We start from the raw sequence: 15,666 nt of genomic DNA on the forward strand, positions 1-15,666 counted from the left end.
CATGATCGTCCGCGTGGTCAGATTCCACAGAATGATTCGGTTCACGTGGCCTTCGACGGCGCCGGAACTATGCGGCAGGGTCAGCCCGTTTCGGACGGCTGCATGGTCGGTGTCGAGACCTCGGACGAAGCGATGCAAGTGCGGCAGATCATCTGCCGAGACGGCAGACGTCCACGAGTTCAATTGTTTGCCAAGGCGTTCGATGAGCATCTCCGCAAACGACTTGACATGGCCTGCAGTTGCTTCGAGATGTGGACAGCTGGCGAGAACCTGCTTGAGCCTGATCTGCTCGTCGTCGGTGAGGTTGTCGGGGTGACGCAGCATCCACGACGTGATCCGCCGCACCTTCGGCACTTTCGGTGTGGACGGTGGTGCTGCCCCTATTCTGCGAAACGGACGAAGGTAATCCCGGACGGAGCTGTAGCTGCCGCGATATCCCAATGCTCGAAGTTCTTCGTAAAGTACAGCAGCGGAGGCATGGCCGTCATTGAAACGCTCGTGAAGGTATTCGGCGAACTCGTCCAACATAGTTGGCCGGCCGGCCCGCGGCGCCCCCAACAATTCATCGACACTGCTTGCGTAGTAGAAACGGCGGACGGTCTCCCGTGCCAGTCCGAGTTGCCGTGCGATCGCATCGATTCCTATGCCTTCGTTCTTGAGAGTTGTGACCGCCTCGAATCGCTGTTTCGTGCGGGCGGCGAGTATCGAACTCTCCTGACGAGTCGGGTGTACCTGTTCGGCGGCCATACTCCGTTGCTCCGATGCGGTGCGTTCGATCGAAGGTTTAGCCTCAATACCGTTCAGTTAGTGACTCATGAGGTATGGTGAGGTGTGCCTCGTAGTGGATGGGTGAAACCGGCCTCGGACCGCCGGCTGTCGGATGTGGTGTCGGTCGGCTTGTTGACCAGGGTGTTTCCTGCCGACCTGGTCGACGAGGTAATCGCCGACTGCGGTCGCACCGAGCAGCGCAGTCGAACATTGACGGCGCGGGTGACGGCATACTTTTCGATTGGGATGGCATTGAATGCGGAAGGCTCCTACGAGGAGGTCTTCGCGCAGCTCACCGACGGATTGTCGTGGTCGTCGGGATGGTCGAAGACCTGGACTCCGCCGACGAAATCGGCTATCTTCCAAGCCCGTTCACGCCTGGGTCACGAACCGGTCCGGGAGTTGTTCCGCCGGGTCGCCCGACCGCTCGCTGGGGCGGACACCCCAGGATCATGGTTCGCGGGACGCAGATTGGTGGCTATCGACGGCACCTGCCTCGACCTGCCGGACACGCCGGCGAACGACGAGCATTTCGGGCGGCCGCCGTCGAGCCGGGGTGAGCAGTCCGCGTTCCCGCAAGCGAAGCTGGTCGCCGTCGCCGAATGCGGCACCCATGCCGTCGTCGACGCCGAAATCGGGTCGTACCGCACCTCGGAACGGGAGTTGGCCAGCGATCTGATCGACCGGCTCGAGCCGGGGATGCTGCTGCTCGCCGATCGAGGTTTCTACGGGTTCGACATGTGGACCCGCGCCGCCGCCAGCGGCGCGGACCTGTTGTGGAGAGTGAAATCTACCCTCTCACCCCGACATCTGGAGACTCTCGACGACGGGTCCTGGCTGGCACGGATCATCCCGACGTCGGGGAAGGATCGGCAACACCGAACTCCGCTACTGGTCCGGGTGATCGACTACACCCTCGATGACGGGCGGGAGAACCCCGAACAGTACCGGCTGCTGACCACGATCCTCGACCCCGAGGAAGCCGCCGCCGAAGACCTTGCTCTCGCCTACGCGCAGCGATGGGAAATCGAGAACACCTTCGACGAACTGAAAACTCATCAACGCGGCCCACGGAAGGTTCTGCGGTCGAAGTCCCCGCCGCTGGTGTTGCAGGAAATCTGGGGGGCACCTGTGCTGTCACTACGCGATTCGCACCCTGATGCTCGATGCCGCCACCGCCGGCGGGCACGACCCTGACCGGGTCTCGTTCGTTGCCGCACTTCGGGTCGCCCGAAGGTCACTGTCGCACAGCTCTTTTTCCCCCTCATGACCATTCTGGGTTCACCCGATTGTGGAATCACGCCGTCGACAAACTGGCGCGCCGGATCAACCCCGCACGCCGACTACGTGCGAACGCTCGCGTCGTCAAACGCAAGATCTTCAAGTGGGCTGCCAAACGCGCACGCCATCAACATCATCCACAACCAACATCATCACCAGAATGCACCATCGTCCGTCACTAACTGAACGGTATTGGGTTTAGCCTGAATCCACCGATGAGCTTGTGAAAGTTGATCCGAATCGACGACACGAGCAAGAACTGTTTCCAGGCAGGGCGTGACCGCTGGTCTACCCAGCTTTTCCACGATTGACGAGTGTCGGGCCGCTGTCGGCGATTCGGTCAGATTTCAAGTGATGGGTGGCGGGCTGTACCCGATAGTGTTGGCCCACAGTCGAAGCCACACAGCGGTCCACGGCCAGTGAGTGGGCAGTCGCAGGATCGGTTTTCGTTGCGGTCGAGTCAATCGAGCGGGGATGTTGACGATCTTGCGTCGGAGCGTGGCCCCGCGGGAATGTGAATGCCGGTCGCCGGCAAGAACGCCGGTTGCCCGAAGCAGATTGTGGGCGATCGCCGCGCACAACACCCAGGCGGAGTTTGCCCCGAACTTCCCCGATGGCATGTGTGCAAGTGGCCCGTCGATGAGATCAGCGAACACGGTTTCGATAATCGCGTGCCGGCGGTGTGTGACATCTGCGTCGGCGGTGAGCCGGGTGGTGTTGGTGAAAAAGGGGTGATACCGCCAGACGGGAAACAACGTATCCGGGAATCGTGCGTCTTTGACGCGGCGCACAATCAGCCGGGCGGCGACCGGGGTCTTGGTGGAAGTGAAAGCGGTGTAAGTGGTTTCGGCGACTTCGGCATCGGAAATCCAGTCACCGGTCTCGGGGTCTCGTACCGCGCCGGGATACTTCACGGGTGTCCAGGCGTCTTCGGCAATCGAATCGATTGCCCGCGCGACGGCGGTGTTCTTGGCCATCACGACCGAGAATTCGACCTTTGAGCGCAAGCAAGCGGTCACGACGGAGCGGGTGCCGTAGGCAGAATCGCCACGAACGAGGATCGTGCCGACCGCACCCGCTTTTCGGGCGGTGACGATGGCTTGGGTGACCATCCGGCCTGCGCCTTTACCCGATGCGGCTTTGCCTGCTCGTAGCCGCATCCCGGTGATGACCGGTGCGGAATCGGCGGTGCTGAGTATCGTTGCGAGCGGTGAGAGTCCTTTGCGGAGGACCTGCTTTCCGGCGATTTTTGCATGTCCGTAGGAGGCGCCTTCTTTGGCGTGGCCGTAAACGGGGCGCAGCAGCGAATCGATGTCAATGAACGCGTGATCGACGAGTCCGGGGAGAATATCGGTGCGGGAGGCGAGTGAGATGAGGTGTTCACGCAGCACTGATTCGAGTTGGCGATTGTGCCCGAAAGTGAACTCACGCAGCAGTGTTCCGATAGTGGAGGGTGCGTAGACGTTGCCGAACAGCTCCTTCATGCCGCCGGAGCGAAGGACGTCGATGTCGTCGATGCTGTCCGCGCCCGCGCACATCCCGGCGATCAGTGTCACCAATTTTGGTGCCGGATTCGCTGCCCCGGATGCGATTTTCGTGGCGGTGATCGAGATCTTCTCGGCGAGGAGGTCCGTGAGCCTGGTCTGCTCGGCCAACGTCATCACCGGGACCAGTCCCGCGCACGAGACGATGTGGTTCTCGTTGAACACTGCGGAATCTTCGACGAACTTGTGGGACACTTTCACTGGAAGTGCCTTTCCTGAGCTGGTGGATTTGTTGCGTGAGAACTCAAATCATCCCAGTTCAGGGGGCACTTTCTTCAGTTAGACACTCCGGTCAATGGAAGTTCTATCGGTGGATTCAGGTTTAGGCAGGTCCACCAACTCGGCCGCGCTGTTCACCGTGCGAGGTTTCGACCAGCCCTGCGACTTCATCACCTCCACTGCTGCGGCGGCTGCTTGTTTGCGGAAGGGCCAACCTTCGAGCGTCGCCCTGATTGCGTCGATCAGCTCCACCTCGGCTAGTTCATCGCTCTCGGGTATGGCCTGTGATTGGATCTCACTCACTTCAACTCCCCTTTGTGCGCTGGTTCATCGAGGCCCCGTTCGTACAGAAATTGCTTGCATGACTTGAGGTGCCCGATCAGTGGGTCGAGTTGGCCGAAGGGGATGGTGAGGTCGTCACCGGAGCGGTTGTCGATGGTGATGGCAGGCTGGTGGATTTCACCGATGCACTCGACAATCGGGTCGTGCCCGTTGTCGACGTCGCCCCAGTTCCACATCTTGGTGCTCATCGCTGTTTCCTCTCAGAAGGCTTGCGGTTCAGTCGGTATGCGAATGCGACGAGGACCTGGTGCGGAATGGGCTCCGGTTCGGGATTCGATCGGGCGCGCTTGATGATCCGCACTGCATTGCCGTCGATTTCCCACAGTCCGCACCCGTCCGGGATCTCCTCCGGCCTTAACAACCCGACTGGTGTGGCGTAGACGAAACGGTGGGTGATCTTCCGCCACGGCCGTCGCTTTTCCTCGCTCTCGCGGAGGAAGTCGGCGCGGCTGATCTTCACTTCGATCGCGGTTCTTGTTGCCCCGCCGTCGAACATAAGTCCGTCGATCCTGCGATAGACCGGCGTCCCGTCGTATTCGGGCATGGGATTGCCCGGCTTCCTAGCACTCCATGCATCCCGGACTGGGTTCAATGCATCGCGGTCGGTCACAGTGATTTCGCGAACCAGCGCACAACCGGAGTGCTTGCGGGCGATTGCATCGAGTACTGCAGTTGCGTTCATGAATTCCCTTCCAAAGTTGCGCCGATGGTTCGTGATGCTTTCCGGGGTGAAGGGCTTTGAGCAAGTGGACTTTTCCCTCCACGTGGCACCTCAATCAGGCGGATCGCTCGTTCGTGCGCCGCACGTCCGCGGCAGCTGTCACCTTGTGGGTATGTGGACGCGGTGACGCCGAGGAGTTCGACGCGGCCTCGTTTGGGGTGGTGTGAAGGATCGCGAGCGCGGCACGGATATCGCGGGCTGCGGCGGCGAGGTGGGTGGTGATGTCCTGGTTGTCGGCTTCGGCAGCGAGGAACAGTTCCAGCTCTTCGGGGTACGTTCTCGGTCCGGTGTAGATCCCTCGTAGTTCTTCGCGTGCGTCAGCTATCGCGGCCAGTGCATCGTCGAGGGCCGCGAGCATTGCTCGGAGCCGCCGTTCGGCCGAGTCGGGGAAAACTTGTGCGGGACGGTATGTCTGAGTCATGAGCGGGAAACTCCTGTCGTGTCATGTCGCGTTTCGAGGACCGTTCGTACGTGTCAGCCGGCGGAATCGGCCCCCGGGGTATGCCGATCGGTGGGCGGGAGGACCGCGACGATGCGGGTCTCTACGCATTTCGACGGTCGGCGGCTCACTTGGATGTCTCCGGCGATCAGCTCGCGCATCCGATCTGCGATGTCGCTGTCGTCTTCGTAACCGCTGCAGAAGATTCTGTCGTCCGGGCCGCGAACGCCTCGCTCGGTGTCGAGGATCGTGTAGTACGGGACCCTGCGGAGGTTGAACGGGCTGGTAAGGATCGCGAACCTGCCATCGCCGGATGTTGCTCGCACTCTCCACCATCGCCGGGACTCCGCGAATTGGACGCGGTGCCCCATCTCGAGCGCGGTTGCATCGACCGCGGTCCGGGCTGATCCTGTCATGACTTCTCTCATCAGCCGCGCTCCTCGAATTCGGAGAGCTCTCCGCGTAGTTCTGCCAGCGCGGACTCTCGTGCGCGCCGGAGGTCTGTGAGGTCGATCGCCAACTGATCTATCGCCGAGGCCGCCACATCATCGCCGGCCGCGTTGGCCAGAAGGTTCTCGATGGCCCGGTCTCCATCGTGAATCCTGTCGAGAGATTCGCCGGCAGTGATCGATTCCTGCAGTTCGAGCAGATGGCGACGATAGCTCCACAGCGCAGCTACACGTGTGAGCAGCGAACGCTCGACCCGCCCCAGCCACCGGCCGCTCACCAGGTGAGCTTCCCTCGCTGCGAGGGCTTGCGGGCCGCTACCCGCCGCCGGGGTTCCCAAAGTTGCTCGCACTGTGGCGAGTTCACCGGCATGCGCAAGAATTCCGGCCAGTTGCTCGTCGAGATTCAGGCGTATGTGACCTACGTCGAGATCCTCACTTTCCCACGCAGGGACCGTGCGGATCTCGTCGACAAGTGCCGATGCCGCCAACGCCAACCGCAGCTCGACATGCGCCCCGCCAGCCGAGATCAACGACTGCAGAGCAGTAACGGCGTCACCGATCTCGGTTTTGTCCTCCTCACTCAGGCGGAGCGGATCGCGGCGGGTCCACCACCACAACCCCACCGCCTCTATCCCCGCAGCCAGGCAAAAGCAGACCAGTAGTGCGACGAATGGGTTCGCCGGCGCAGTCACGCCCGCAAAAACCGGGATGAGCCCGACCAGAACCGGCGCGAGAAGAGCGAGCGGAATCTTCACCTCCTCACCGCCTGCTACTCGACCGGTATGTACTGTCGTGCGCCACACATCGCGCCGGGGGTAGTGGTCGAGCGACGAGTTTCCTTCCCACCCAGGCTCGTCAGTACTCCACGACTGCTCACGCCTAAGCTCGACGATCTCCGCCACTCGCTCGCTCAACATCTGCTCCCACAACCGGTCGATCGCGCACAAGAATTCTTCGCTCTCCGGGTCCACGTCGATGTCGAAGATCATGGACCGCACTGCGGTTGCTGCACTGTCTACGCTCATGTCACGCTCCGACCAGATCCGTTGTAGGTGAATGCTCCCGTTCACAGCAGCTGGTCGCGATTTTGCCGAACGCCGAACTCGTTGCCGCACATGATCGATACCGGGATCTGCCCCAGCGCTCTCGCTGCCGTAGACGCGTCGTAGAGACGCAGGTCCCGCAAGGGATGCCGCCACCGTTGCAATCGGTGGCGCGTGGACCACCTCGTACGACATTGAACGGGCTGGTAAGGATCGCGAACCTGCCATCGCCGGATGTTGCTCGCATCCTCCACCATCGCCGGGACTCCGCGAACTGCACGCGGTGCCCAATTTCGAGCGCAGTTGCAGCGACCGCGCGGGTGATGAGGAGGGCCCGATTGGATCGCCAACACTCGATTCGTTGCTCATGCCTGCGCCTCAGAAGGATTGCTGGGCAGGACTTCAGGAGGAAGGGCGGCGAGGGTGGCGTGGATCTGCGCGGCGCGTTGGAGGGTGCCGCGTACGCCTTCGGGGTACGCAAATCCGCGGATGTCATACGGGTCGGGTTGCAACGCAAGGATGGACACGCGCTCGGCGAGCGCGGCGTGATCGCGGCGCGTAAGGGATGTGTAGTTGCCCGGTGTGGGGACATCGCGCAGGGCGGATTCTAGGTAGTTCCAGGTGGTTGATTCCCCTGCGGGGGAGTCGGTTTCGTTGTCAGTCATGAGACGCGGTTCCTTTCGGTTGATTCTCAGGGTTGTTCATCGAGGTGAGAGGAATGCCGTCAGTCGACGACGACTCCCTTTTTGAAGGCTTGGTGTAGAGAGAATTCGCGGCCCAATGGGTGCGCGAACGACCGGTGTCCTGGGAAGTGCTCCTTGTGACGCAATGTTTCGCATTCGGGGTAGTTCCAGAATGTTGGTGTGTTCGGGCTGCCGACGTCGAATCCCGCTTCCCGCCAGAACTGGACCAGTTCCGGGCGGTCAGGGGTTGATCCGTACAGGTGTCCTTGCTTCGCGGTGGCGGCGGAAAGGTCGTCAACCAGCGTTCGGACGAGTTGTGCTCCGACAGCGGCCGATCCGGTAGTTTCCGGTTTGACCACCAGGTTTTCGAGTATCCAGACGGTTCTCGATATCCACACGCATCCGGTTTCTGACCAGCCAGCTCTGCGGGCGGCGCGTGCCAGACCGTGTGGTGGTGATGCCAGCACGTATCCGATAGGGCGATGGTTCGACGTGGCGATGATTCCGATCGAATCCACCGCGTTCAGTCCTGCGGGGGCTGCCTCACCGGAGGTCCATCTTCGGTGCAGTGACGTCATTTTCTTGCTCTCACGGGGATGAAATCGCTCAAGCTCGATGCCGTCCATGTGGTCAGTCCCTTCCCGGTTTGAGGACAGGCGATTGTGCGTCCCCTCTTACAAGAGAGGAGGTTCGACGTCGGGGTTCCTGTGACATGAATTGCGAAAAAAGTTTTGGCGGGGCGCTGTGCGGGGTTCTCGTGGTGGCGCCGAGGCGCTGCCGAAGAGTCTCGTCGGTGGGGGCATATCGCCAGTGTGACTGAGGGTCATTACATCGTGAGCAGCCCGAGTTTGAGGCTGGAGGAGCGTGGATCGGAATGTGCGTGATGTTCGTAGTGTCATGTGCCGCGGTTAGCGTCCGGATTGTCACCACGACGTTTGCGTTGGGAGTCCTACCAACGCACAAGGACCAAGGAGTTTGTCATGGCGTTCGATCCGATTTCGATTCTTGTCGCAGGTGTTGCTGCTGCGGGTGCAGCCGTTCAGGGTTCCCCTCTGCCCCCGCCCGTTGCGGATGTTGCTGCGAATGTGGTTGCAGCAGTAGAGCAGTCGGCCCCTGAGTGGGATGCTCAGCTAGCCCCGTACCTTGAGTATCTTCCTGCGGACATGCCCGCGTACGCAGAACAATTGCTTCCCCAGCAGGACACATCGACGGAGCCAGCAGTGCCTGATGCACCGGTGGAGAGTCTCGAACCGACCATCACTGTGCCGGCGCCAGTTGCTCCCGTGGTTGCTCCCGTCGTACTGGCCGGCCCGGGGTCCTCTGCCCCCTCTGCTGTCCCACCGTTGACTTCGCTGATTCCTGGGTTGTCGAGCGTTCCCGAACTTGTCTTCGATCCGAACATTCCGCGCGACGTGGAGATCGCCCGCAAAGTTATCGAAGCGGCCTTGACGGCGCTCGGGCTGCCGTACCAGTGGGGCGGCGGAGCCCTCGACGGTCCGACGATGGGCGATGGAACAGGTGGCGCGACAGCAGGTTACGACTGCTCCGGGTTGGTGCGCTTCGCGGTATTCCAGGCAACGGGAAAGGAATTGCCTCGTACTTCGCAAGTCCAGTTCACTGTCGGCACTCAAATCGCCTGGGACAGCGCACAGCCTGGAGACCTGCTCTTCGGGAATTGGCAGGCTGACGGCGCGAATCATGTTGCGATCTACCTCGGTGGAGGCCGCATGATCGAAGCACCGCAAACAGGGCAGCTCGTGCAGATCAGCGCCGTCCGCTCGGACATGGTGCCGGTCAGGCTCTTCTGAGCCGACAGCCATGTCCAGCGAGGACGAGGCACACGAGATGGTCGATGCGACGGGTACACGTCGACGACTGCAGGCCTTGCTCGCCAACGGGCACCGCGCGAAGGATCTCGTTGCAGCTCTGGGCGTGCACACCAGTTGTCAACGAATCATTCGCAGCGAGAAGGTATCTGCGGTCATCCGAGACAGTGTCACACAGTTGTACGGAGAGCTCGAAAATCGAGTCGGCCCGTCGGATCTGGCCCGCGAACGATACCGCGGTCTCGGTTACTTGTCGCCGATGTGGTGGGACCCTGACATCATCGACGATCCGGATGCCGAGCCGGCCGGCATTCGGGTGTACATGAAGATTCGAGTCGAAGACCCGCAGGGGGGCAGCCGTTACCGACGAGTGTTGGTGGATGTCGTCACCGAAACACGAGTGGAACGTGTCGCCCGTATGCACCGGCTGGGCCTCTCGGTTGATCAGATCGCTGTTCGTATCGGGACTCGGGTCCGTTACGTGAGGCGCGATTTGGCTGAACTCGGCGTTTCACATCGGTGATGGTGCTTCTTGGGAGAGCAGATCTCGATGTCGGTGGTGGAGGGGCGGGGATCGAACTTCGTTGGATTCCCGATCAGCGGGTCGAAGTTGGGCTGATGAAACGTACATCTACGTGCCTTTTTGTCGTGTGCGTGACTCGCTTTCCGAACTTGGACGTGTTCAAGATGTGCTGTACCGGATGTAGCGTCCCGTTTCGAGAGGTTGCTCGGGAACAAGCCCACAGTGGCCCGTTAACGATCGAGGAGATTCGATGACGATGAACTCACCGGAACCGTCAGCCGCGCAGGCATCGTTGCCTGGATCTGCGGTCCATGGTGGACGGGGGTCGGACGAGATCGTGTCGACCTTCCTGCGTGCCGCGGTTCTTTCCGGGCATGTAAATGGAGATGGGTTCTCTACCAACGGGAATGGCGACATTGATGCTGTAGACGAAAGGAAAGTTTCATGAACAACGTGGGGGAAAGTCGCATCGGATCCCGACTGAGCGCAATGCTCTCGGAGTTCGATACAGGCGAACAACAGGAGGGATCCGTGCGAATGGACTTCGCGCTGGGTGCACGTGCAGACGGCGGGGATCGATGAGAACTCGTGAGCTCGTTGTCGTACAGGTCAATGCGACAGGCGATGACCCGGCGAGGCACGTCGCACTGGAAGTGGCGGCCGTGAGCCTTGGCAGTGGGAAGCGCTGGGATTTGACGGTGCCGCTCACTCAGGAACAGCTTGCGGATGCGGATCCCTCCGTTCTGCGCCGAAATGGCTATTATCGGCGAGGTTTGGCGGACAGCGCCGACCTCACTCGCTCTGTTCTCTCTGCTCGAATCGCTGACCTGGCGGGGGCTTTGGCTGGCAACACCCTCGGTGGGACGTCCCCGGAAGACTCTGCCGATTTTCTCGCCCGACTATTCCGTAGCTTCGATATCGAGCCACGATGGCACCCACGCCTGGCTGACATCGGAGCATTGACGGCTGGCGCATTCGGACTGGCTGCGACGTCGATTCCGACGTTCACGGCGTGCTGTCGAATGTGGGGAATCGACTTCGACGCGGACGAGCCGTCAGCGATGACGACCGCCACAGCTGCCGCAGGGTGCTTTCGCACTCTCGATCAGTACAACGCGGTCGAAGTGCTGCAGGGGAGCGATCCGCATCCGGTCAGGCTGTCAGCGGTCCCCGACCCGATAGTCCGCTCGCAGTCATGATCGGGAAGGGGACTGTTGAGCGCTTCCTTTTTCGGGTCGCAGGTCGGCACCTCGCCGGCGCATATTTTGTCGTTGTCGTCATCGTCAACGTGGCCCAGTCGTGGCGACGAGATGGCACCCTGCCGTCGTGGACGGTCTGGCTTCTCGACGTTCCGTTGGTCGTCGTCGTTTTCGGAATGACCGGATTGTGGATTGTGCAGCGCGTCCAGCGGTCCAGGGGAGCGGACGGCCACCCAAGCAATGAAACGTCACTGTGACGAACCATAGGAAGGTCCGTACATGACCGACACCACCGCAATATGCGCGAAGATCATCCGTCGATACGCAACACTGCGCGAGGAATATCTCCACGGCAAGTCCGACGCGGATTTCAACAGCTCCTCGACAAGTGATCAAGAGCGGTGGCTGATGTGTGAAATCAGTGGCCTACGCAAAGCCGCCGATCTGCTGTCCGCAGATGCATCAGAGGTACCGATGGGGCTGCCCTCGAGGTACTGGGACGCGTGGCCAGACATGGTGGAGGAGATCCGCAGTAGTCCGGTCGAGAACGAAGCCCGCTCGCAGAGCGTGACCTCAACAGCCGTTGCGCCGGGCGTGGACATGAACCAGCGGGAAATGTTCTCACAGTGCGTACCGAGCTGCGATGCGTGTGGCACTGACGCCCCGCATCGCGAGGTTCCTTCAGATGGATGGACACAGTCGCACGGTGAAAAGTACTGCCCTTCGTGCTCCTTCGTCCGACAACAGAGCTGGGGAACCAGCACCCACCACCAAGTGAACGAGGCAGAATCATGACGCGCCGCCGCAGTGAATCTGAACGTCCACCGCACCTCGGCTCGCGGCTATCCCCGGCGCCGTTGCAGTCGACGAGTAAGTCCGAAGATCCCCGTACGGTCATGTTCGAGAGAATCGACGCGCGAATTCGCGCACGTTCGCGTTCCGTTTCAGCTACCAAGAATGCGACGCTTGCTCTCGGTGCTTGGACGGAACGCGCAGTGACGCATGGCGGACTCACAGTGTCGGAAATCGCGAGGCAGCTCGGAATGGTACGCACGACGCTCACGGAGTTCAGACGCCAAGCCAATGCTGCCCGCTACACCATCACAGACGAGCAGGATGAATGGATCCTGCAGTTGCCAGCGCACGAATTCGTCGACTGCGCTCTCTCCGCGGGTCCGCTCGCGGAGATCATTACGAGCACAGACCCCAGCGACCTCGTCTACTTGTCGGGGCAGCCGCTCCACCGATTCGACCTCTCGTCCCGCGGCTCGGTGCCTCACCTCATGGTCCGATGCGGAGACAACCCAGACAACTGGTTCATGCTGAGCCGATCCGGTTTCGACGGTGCAAGCGCGGCCGACAATATCCGTGTGGTGCTCATTGCGCTCGGGGTTGAAATGCGCATCATCGACCACATCACTCGGCACACAGTCACCCACCTCGTGCTCGACGACGACCATCTCCGAACGACGAAAGCCCGGCACCTGGGATTGCCCCTCCCGGAAGAAATCGAGGGCGGACGCCGACATCTCATCACGCTGACAGGGAAGTTCGAACCCTCGTCGCCGTCGGGGTACTTCGATGTCGACGATCTCGTTCTTCCGGGTGTCGCGGGACGTCTGTTCGGACTACTCGATCGTCACCCACGGTTCAGCGGTGTACCGCGCGGCGGCACGATCTTCTCTACTCGTAGCGTCGCCGGTGCGGCGGGGTTCGTCGACGACTACGGCACCGTCTACCCGCTGGTGATCGAGCAAGGTTCGCTGCAGATCTGGGCCACAGATTTCGAACCGACCGATTTCACCGAATGGTTGCCGCAAGAATTTCACAGTGTGCTCCACTCTGCGGGGCTGCTCCCCGCAGACTTGGCCGACGAGGATCCTGCCCAGGCCCTGCGGACACTTACCTCCACAGGACGCGGCCGCGCACCTGAGACTCATCTCAACGGCGGGATCACGTGGCTGCCGTAGTCTCCGTTCTTCATCGCTGTGGAGTGAGCGCAGACGCATTGAGGGCCACAGAACGAATTCTGTGACCCTCAATGCTCGCAAGCACTAGTTGATGCAACTAGGCGGTGACAGCTGCCCCGCCGTTGTTGATCTGAGTGCGAAGAGTGTTCGTCAGTTCCTCCGCTCCAGTTCGTCCGGAATCGTTGATCGGAGTACTGGCGTAGGAGTTGTGATCGTCGTTGGCGATGAATGTTGCGTAGTTCAGTACCTCGTCGAGAACCTTGCCTGGGGTGAGTTCGTCAGCCATCTTGTTGAGCATGGGGAAGGCATCGAGAGGAAGTGCCTTCAGCGTCTTGCGGACCGCATTGTTGAGCTGGCCGACGAGCTTTCCGAGATCGGGTGGCAGTGCAATGTAGTTCTGCATCGCCGCGTTCGCCGAGATACGTGAGACGGTAGCGCCGATCGCTGCGTACTCGTTGATCGGCAGCTTGGATACGACCTGCCCGATGACGGTGGAGAGCTGTGTAGCGAAATTGATCACCTGAGGAGCCAGCTGCGCGAGCAGTCCTGGGACCGCGAGGAAGTCGCCTCGGGCGACCGTGTCGGTGAGCTGAGTGACAGAGGCGGTGATAGGTGCGATGTCCGCGCCGGGGACCGTTTTGGCGGCGACATCTGCGCTCAGATTGCCGACCTGTGAAGCGAGATCGAGAGCGAGTTGCGGTACCGCCAGGAAGTTGCCGGTCGCGACATTTTGGTTGAGTGCATCGAGAGTTTTGGTCAGCGGAGCGCCATTGAGTCCGAGGAGTGTCGTGACGACGCCGGCGACGGACTTCACCGGATCGCGCGCATCGATCTGCGAACCGAGAGCACCGATGAATTGTGTCCCGACAGCATCGTCGGGGGTGTTGCAGTAGAGGTCTCCGGCAGCGCAGACGCTGACGACGATGTCACTCAGGTCGCCGAACCCTGCAGGACGAACGCCGGCGAATCCGACGCCTGTGATGGGAGCGCCGATGCTCTTTCCCGCGTTCTTGGATTGTCCAGGGTCGGCGAGGAGGGCGACGCCGAACATGCGATTGCGATCGACTGGTCCCGATCCGCTGCCGATATCTGCCGCCAGGTCGCCGGCTGCATCAGCGCCTTGGGAGAATCCGGTGAGACCGAACTTGGTGTTGGTGCATTCGGCTGCCTTGTCGGCGATCATCTTCGAAGCGGTGTCGATTGCCTGCTTCTTGCTTGTGCCGTAGGTGTTCGCTTTGTCGTCGACGATGAGAGCCATGTACGGCACGTACTCGACTTGAAGTTGCGCGGTAGAGAACTCGCTCACCAAAGGATCGGTGACGTTTTTGAGCATGCCCCGCGACTGGTTTGGATCGGCATCTGCAGTTGTTTCGGTCGTGCCACCGATAGCGAGAAGAAGGTTGTCTGGGCACGCAGGCTTGGGAGCGCTTTGATTGGCTGTCGCGGCGGGTACCGCAACGACAGCTGCCATAACTCCGATGGCAACAGCGGCCACCGTGACTCGTCGTGCGGTGATGAATGTACTCATCGGAGTGTCCTTGTCTTGAGGGCGTGAGTGGAGTGAAACTCAGCTTGCGAGGGGAAGGTCGTTCTTCGCTGATCGGTACATGGAGATTCGCTTGATTTTGGGTTCTGGGACGTTGAGGTGATCGCACACGGCGTCACGAACCCGGGCGATCGAGCGACTCAACCGCTTCCGTGCGGCGGCGTGGGTGATTCCCATTTCTTGCGCTAAAGCGGCGATATCGGCACCGTCTTGTTTCATGTACGAGCGGGTGATCAGTGTGCGATCGGAGTCCGAAATGGTGCCCTGATCTACTGCCCAATTCAGCACATCCATGACATCTATCTCGGTGGGATCGTCGTCCCGAAGAAACTCCTCCGCTGCCCGTTCGGCATCTGCAATCTGGAAGTGGGCGTCGTCGACAGCGACGTCGAGAACCGCAGTCGTGGCGGTGATCTTGTGGAGGGTGTTGAGCGCGAGTTGCCCTGCGATTCCGCGGTGAGTTCCGCGATACGTCGAGATGGTTTCCCAGAATGCGTGAAGCGTCGCAGCCGTCCGGTCTGCGTACGCGGCCCGGACGGAAACGCCGTTGGCGACTCGTGCGTACTTCTGCATCCCGCTCAGTTTCGGACGCATGAATTCAATGAGCGTGCTGCCCGCCAGTGACGACCCCGCTTGGTGTGCGTGAAGTAGGACCGACAGAACGGCGTCGGGTTCACAGAAGGTGAGTGCCTTCAGTTCCGCGAACGACTCGGCCTGCACAAGTTCGGGCCGGGTGTTGACCCACTGCGAGAGTTCGATACGAGCAGAAGGCGTCGCGGACTCTCGTATCCACTGCTGATGCAGGACCGCGAGGAAGTCGGTCGAGTTGACGGGAATGGCGGCGCTGGTGTGCGCGTGGATGGACGTGTCCACGGCGATCTCCTATGCAGAAGGAATTGGTCTGCATAGGAGTAGATCAACGGGTTATTGCCGTGACCTGCATGTATGTCATTGCCATTGGGGCTTCTGTTATTGCCACGGCCACCCCGATCGACTCAAATCCACCGTGAACGCGGTCACAGTGAGTTGCGCAGGTGGTCGCCCGAGCAGGCAGTTCTTCGACTGGCAATGACACCGAAAACTGCTTCCGAAAACTTTTTGAAGAAAGTTCGC

Annotated in this window: 18 protein-coding genes and 2 pseudogenes; 8 read left to right on the top strand and 12 right to left on the bottom strand. The window is 60.9% G+C overall.

Annotated features, from left to right (window positions below; genetic code table 11):
- Window positions 1–45: 45 nt before the first annotated feature.
- Window positions 46–747 (bottom strand): annotated as a pseudogene (locus BH682_RS37160) (transposase); the annotation flags it as partial.
- An 84-nt stretch (window positions 748–831) separates the two neighbouring features.
- On the opposite strand from BH682_RS37160, the pseudogene BH682_RS34365 reads away from it, so the two are divergent.
- A pseudogene (locus BH682_RS34365) lies at window positions 832–2,038 on the top strand (IS4 family transposase).
- A 358-nt stretch (window positions 2,039–2,396) separates the two neighbouring features.
- Here BH682_RS34365 and BH682_RS34370 read toward each other — a convergent pair.
- The 9 genes from BH682_RS34370 to BH682_RS34410 all read right to left on the bottom strand — a co-directional run bounded on the left by BH682_RS34370 (window position 2,397) and on the right by BH682_RS34410 (window position 8,067).
- Window positions 2,397–3,794 carry an IS1380 family transposase gene (locus tag BH682_RS34370; protein WP_075835702.1) on the bottom strand — a complete coding sequence of 466 codons (1,398 nt, stop codon included), beginning with the start codon at window positions 3,792–3,794 and terminating at the stop codon, window positions 2,397–2,399.
- Between the two features lie 78 nt (window positions 3,795–3,872).
- The gene (locus BH682_RS34375; RefSeq protein WP_075836542.1) at window positions 3,873–4,115 is read right to left on the bottom strand and encodes a hypothetical protein; all 243 of its coding nucleotides are present in this window, start codon (window positions 4,113–4,115) and stop codon (window positions 3,873–3,875) included.
- A complete protein-coding gene (locus BH682_RS34380; protein ID WP_075836544.1) occupies window positions 4,112–4,342 on the bottom strand; it encodes a hypothetical protein in 231 nt (76 codons plus the stop codon). Before BH682_RS34380 ends, BH682_RS34375 begins: the two co-directional genes overlap by 4 nt.
- Window positions 4,339–4,836, bottom strand: coding sequence for a hypothetical protein (locus BH682_RS34385; protein ID WP_075836546.1), 498 nt, complete (start codon window positions 4,834–4,836; stop codon window positions 4,339–4,341). The genes BH682_RS34380 and BH682_RS34385 overlap by 4 nt, the downstream gene beginning before the upstream one ends.
- A 94-nt stretch (window positions 4,837–4,930) precedes the next feature.
- Window positions 4,931–5,296, bottom strand: a complete 366-nt coding sequence (locus tag BH682_RS34390; protein WP_075836548.1) for a hypothetical protein — start codon at window positions 5,294–5,296, stop codon at window positions 4,931–4,933.
- Between the two features lie 53 nt (window positions 5,297–5,349).
- Window positions 5,350–5,730, bottom strand: coding sequence for a hypothetical protein (locus BH682_RS34395; RefSeq protein ID WP_143542605.1), 381 nt, complete (start codon window positions 5,728–5,730; stop codon window positions 5,350–5,352).
- A gap of 11 nt (window positions 5,731–5,741) precedes the next feature.
- A complete protein-coding gene (locus BH682_RS34400) occupies window positions 5,742–6,788 on the bottom strand; it encodes a hypothetical protein (protein WP_075836679.1) in 1,047 nt (348 codons plus the stop codon).
- A 383-nt stretch (window positions 6,789–7,171) separates the two neighbouring features.
- Window positions 7,172–7,471, bottom strand: coding sequence for a hypothetical protein (locus BH682_RS34405; protein WP_075836552.1), 300 nt, complete (start codon window positions 7,469–7,471; stop codon window positions 7,172–7,174).
- 59 nt (window positions 7,472–7,530) lie between these two features.
- Window positions 7,531–8,067, bottom strand: coding sequence for a hypothetical protein (locus tag BH682_RS34410; RefSeq protein WP_190287660.1), 537 nt, complete (start codon window positions 8,065–8,067; stop codon window positions 7,531–7,533).
- Window positions 8,068–8,469: 402 nt separating this feature from the next.
- Here BH682_RS34410 and BH682_RS34415 point away from each other — a divergent pair, with 402 nt between their 5' ends.
- The 7 genes from BH682_RS34415 (at window position 8,470) to BH682_RS34440 (ending at window position 13,007) form a co-directional block, all read left to right on the top strand.
- Window positions 8,470–9,297: a C40 family peptidase gene (locus BH682_RS34415; protein WP_075836556.1), complete on the top strand. Its 828-nt coding sequence runs from the start codon at window positions 8,470–8,472 to the stop codon at window positions 9,295–9,297.
- Window positions 9,298–9,307: 10 nt separating this feature from the next.
- Window positions 9,308–9,838, top strand: coding sequence for a hypothetical protein (locus BH682_RS34420; protein ID WP_075836558.1), 531 nt, complete (start codon window positions 9,308–9,310; stop codon window positions 9,836–9,838).
- Between the two features lie 444 nt (window positions 9,839–10,282).
- Window positions 10,283–10,420: a hypothetical protein gene (locus BH682_RS36170; protein WP_157127688.1), complete on the top strand. Its 138-nt coding sequence runs from the start codon at window positions 10,283–10,285 to the stop codon at window positions 10,418–10,420.
- Window positions 10,417–11,037, top strand: coding sequence for a hypothetical protein (locus BH682_RS34425; RefSeq protein ID WP_075836560.1), 621 nt, complete (start codon window positions 10,417–10,419; stop codon window positions 11,035–11,037). The genes BH682_RS36170 and BH682_RS34425 overlap by 4 nt, the downstream gene beginning before the upstream one ends.
- Window positions 11,034–11,294, top strand: a complete 261-nt coding sequence (locus BH682_RS34430) for a hypothetical protein (protein WP_075836562.1) — start codon at window positions 11,034–11,036, stop codon at window positions 11,292–11,294. Before BH682_RS34425 ends, BH682_RS34430 begins: the two co-directional genes overlap by 4 nt.
- Window positions 11,295–11,316: 22 nt before the next feature.
- Window positions 11,317–11,832: a hypothetical protein gene (locus BH682_RS34435; RefSeq protein ID WP_075836564.1), complete on the top strand. Its 516-nt coding sequence runs from the start codon at window positions 11,317–11,319 to the stop codon at window positions 11,830–11,832.
- On the top strand, window positions 11,829–13,007 hold the full coding sequence (locus tag BH682_RS34440) for a hypothetical protein (RefSeq protein WP_143542604.1): 1,179 nt from the start codon (window positions 11,829–11,831) through the stop codon (window positions 13,005–13,007). Before BH682_RS34435 ends, BH682_RS34440 begins: the two co-directional genes overlap by 4 nt.
- A gap of 97 nt (window positions 13,008–13,104) precedes the next feature.
- On the opposite strand, the gene BH682_RS34445 is transcribed toward BH682_RS34440, so the two are convergent.
- Both BH682_RS34445 and BH682_RS34450 read right to left on the bottom strand, forming a co-directional pair.
- A complete protein-coding gene (locus BH682_RS34445) occupies window positions 13,105–14,535 on the bottom strand; it encodes a cutinase family protein (protein ID WP_075836568.1) in 1,431 nt (476 codons plus the stop codon).
- 39 nt (window positions 14,536–14,574) lie between these two features.
- Window positions 14,575–15,426, bottom strand: coding sequence for an RNA polymerase sigma factor (locus tag BH682_RS34450; RefSeq protein ID WP_075836570.1), 852 nt, complete (start codon window positions 15,424–15,426; stop codon window positions 14,575–14,577).
- Window positions 15,427–15,666 lie beyond the last annotated feature (240 nt).

Source organism: Rhodococcus sp. YL-1 (assembly GCF_001942025.1).
Taxonomy (GTDB): domain Bacteria; phylum Actinomycetota; class Actinomycetes; order Mycobacteriales; family Mycobacteriaceae; genus Rhodococcus_F; species Rhodococcus_F qingshengii.

Excerpts from the sequence above, each read along its gene's own strand:
- BH682_RS34380 (WP_075836544.1), bottom strand. The coding sequence starts at position 4,342 with ATGAGCACCAAGATGTGGAACTGGGGCGACGTCGACAACGGGCACGAC.
- BH682_RS34385 (WP_075836546.1), bottom strand. The coding sequence starts at position 4,836 with ATGAACGCAACTGCAGTACTCGATGCAATCGCCCGCAAGCACTCCGGT.
- BH682_RS34390 (WP_075836548.1), bottom strand. The coding sequence starts at position 5,296 with ATGACTCAGACATACCGTCCCGCACAAGTTTTCCCCGACTCGGCCGAA.
- BH682_RS34395 (WP_143542605.1), bottom strand. The coding sequence starts at position 5,730 with ATGACAGGATCAGCCCGGACCGCGGTCGATGCAACCGCGCTCGAGATG.
- BH682_RS34400 (WP_075836679.1), bottom strand. The coding sequence starts at position 6,788 with ATGAGCGTAGACAGTGCAGCAACCGCAGTGCGGTCCATGATCTTCGAC.
- BH682_RS34405 (WP_075836552.1), bottom strand. The coding sequence starts at position 7,471 with ATGACTGACAACGAAACCGACTCCCCCGCAGGGGAATCAACCACCTGG.
- BH682_RS34410 (WP_190287660.1), bottom strand. The coding sequence starts at position 8,067 with ATGACGTCACTGCACCGAAGATGGACCTCCGGTGAGGCAGCCCCCGCA.
- BH682_RS34415 (WP_075836556.1), top strand. The coding sequence starts at position 8,470 with ATGGCGTTCGATCCGATTTCGATTCTTGTCGCAGGTGTTGCTGCTGCG.
- BH682_RS34420 (WP_075836558.1), top strand. The coding sequence starts at position 9,308 with ATGTCCAGCGAGGACGAGGCACACGAGATGGTCGATGCGACGGGTACA.
- BH682_RS36170 (WP_157127688.1), top strand. The coding sequence starts at position 10,283 with ATGAACAACGTGGGGGAAAGTCGCATCGGATCCCGACTGAGCGCAATG.
- BH682_RS34425 (WP_075836560.1), top strand. The coding sequence starts at position 10,417 with ATGAGAACTCGTGAGCTCGTTGTCGTACAGGTCAATGCGACAGGCGAT.
- BH682_RS34430 (WP_075836562.1), top strand. The coding sequence starts at position 11,034 with ATGATCGGGAAGGGGACTGTTGAGCGCTTCCTTTTTCGGGTCGCAGGT.
- BH682_RS34435 (WP_075836564.1), top strand. The coding sequence starts at position 11,317 with ATGACCGACACCACCGCAATATGCGCGAAGATCATCCGTCGATACGCA.
- BH682_RS34440 (WP_143542604.1), top strand. The coding sequence starts at position 11,829 with ATGACGCGCCGCCGCAGTGAATCTGAACGTCCACCGCACCTCGGCTCG.
- BH682_RS34445 (WP_075836568.1), bottom strand. The coding sequence starts at position 14,535 with ATGAGTACATTCATCACCGCACGACGAGTCACGGTGGCCGCTGTTGCC.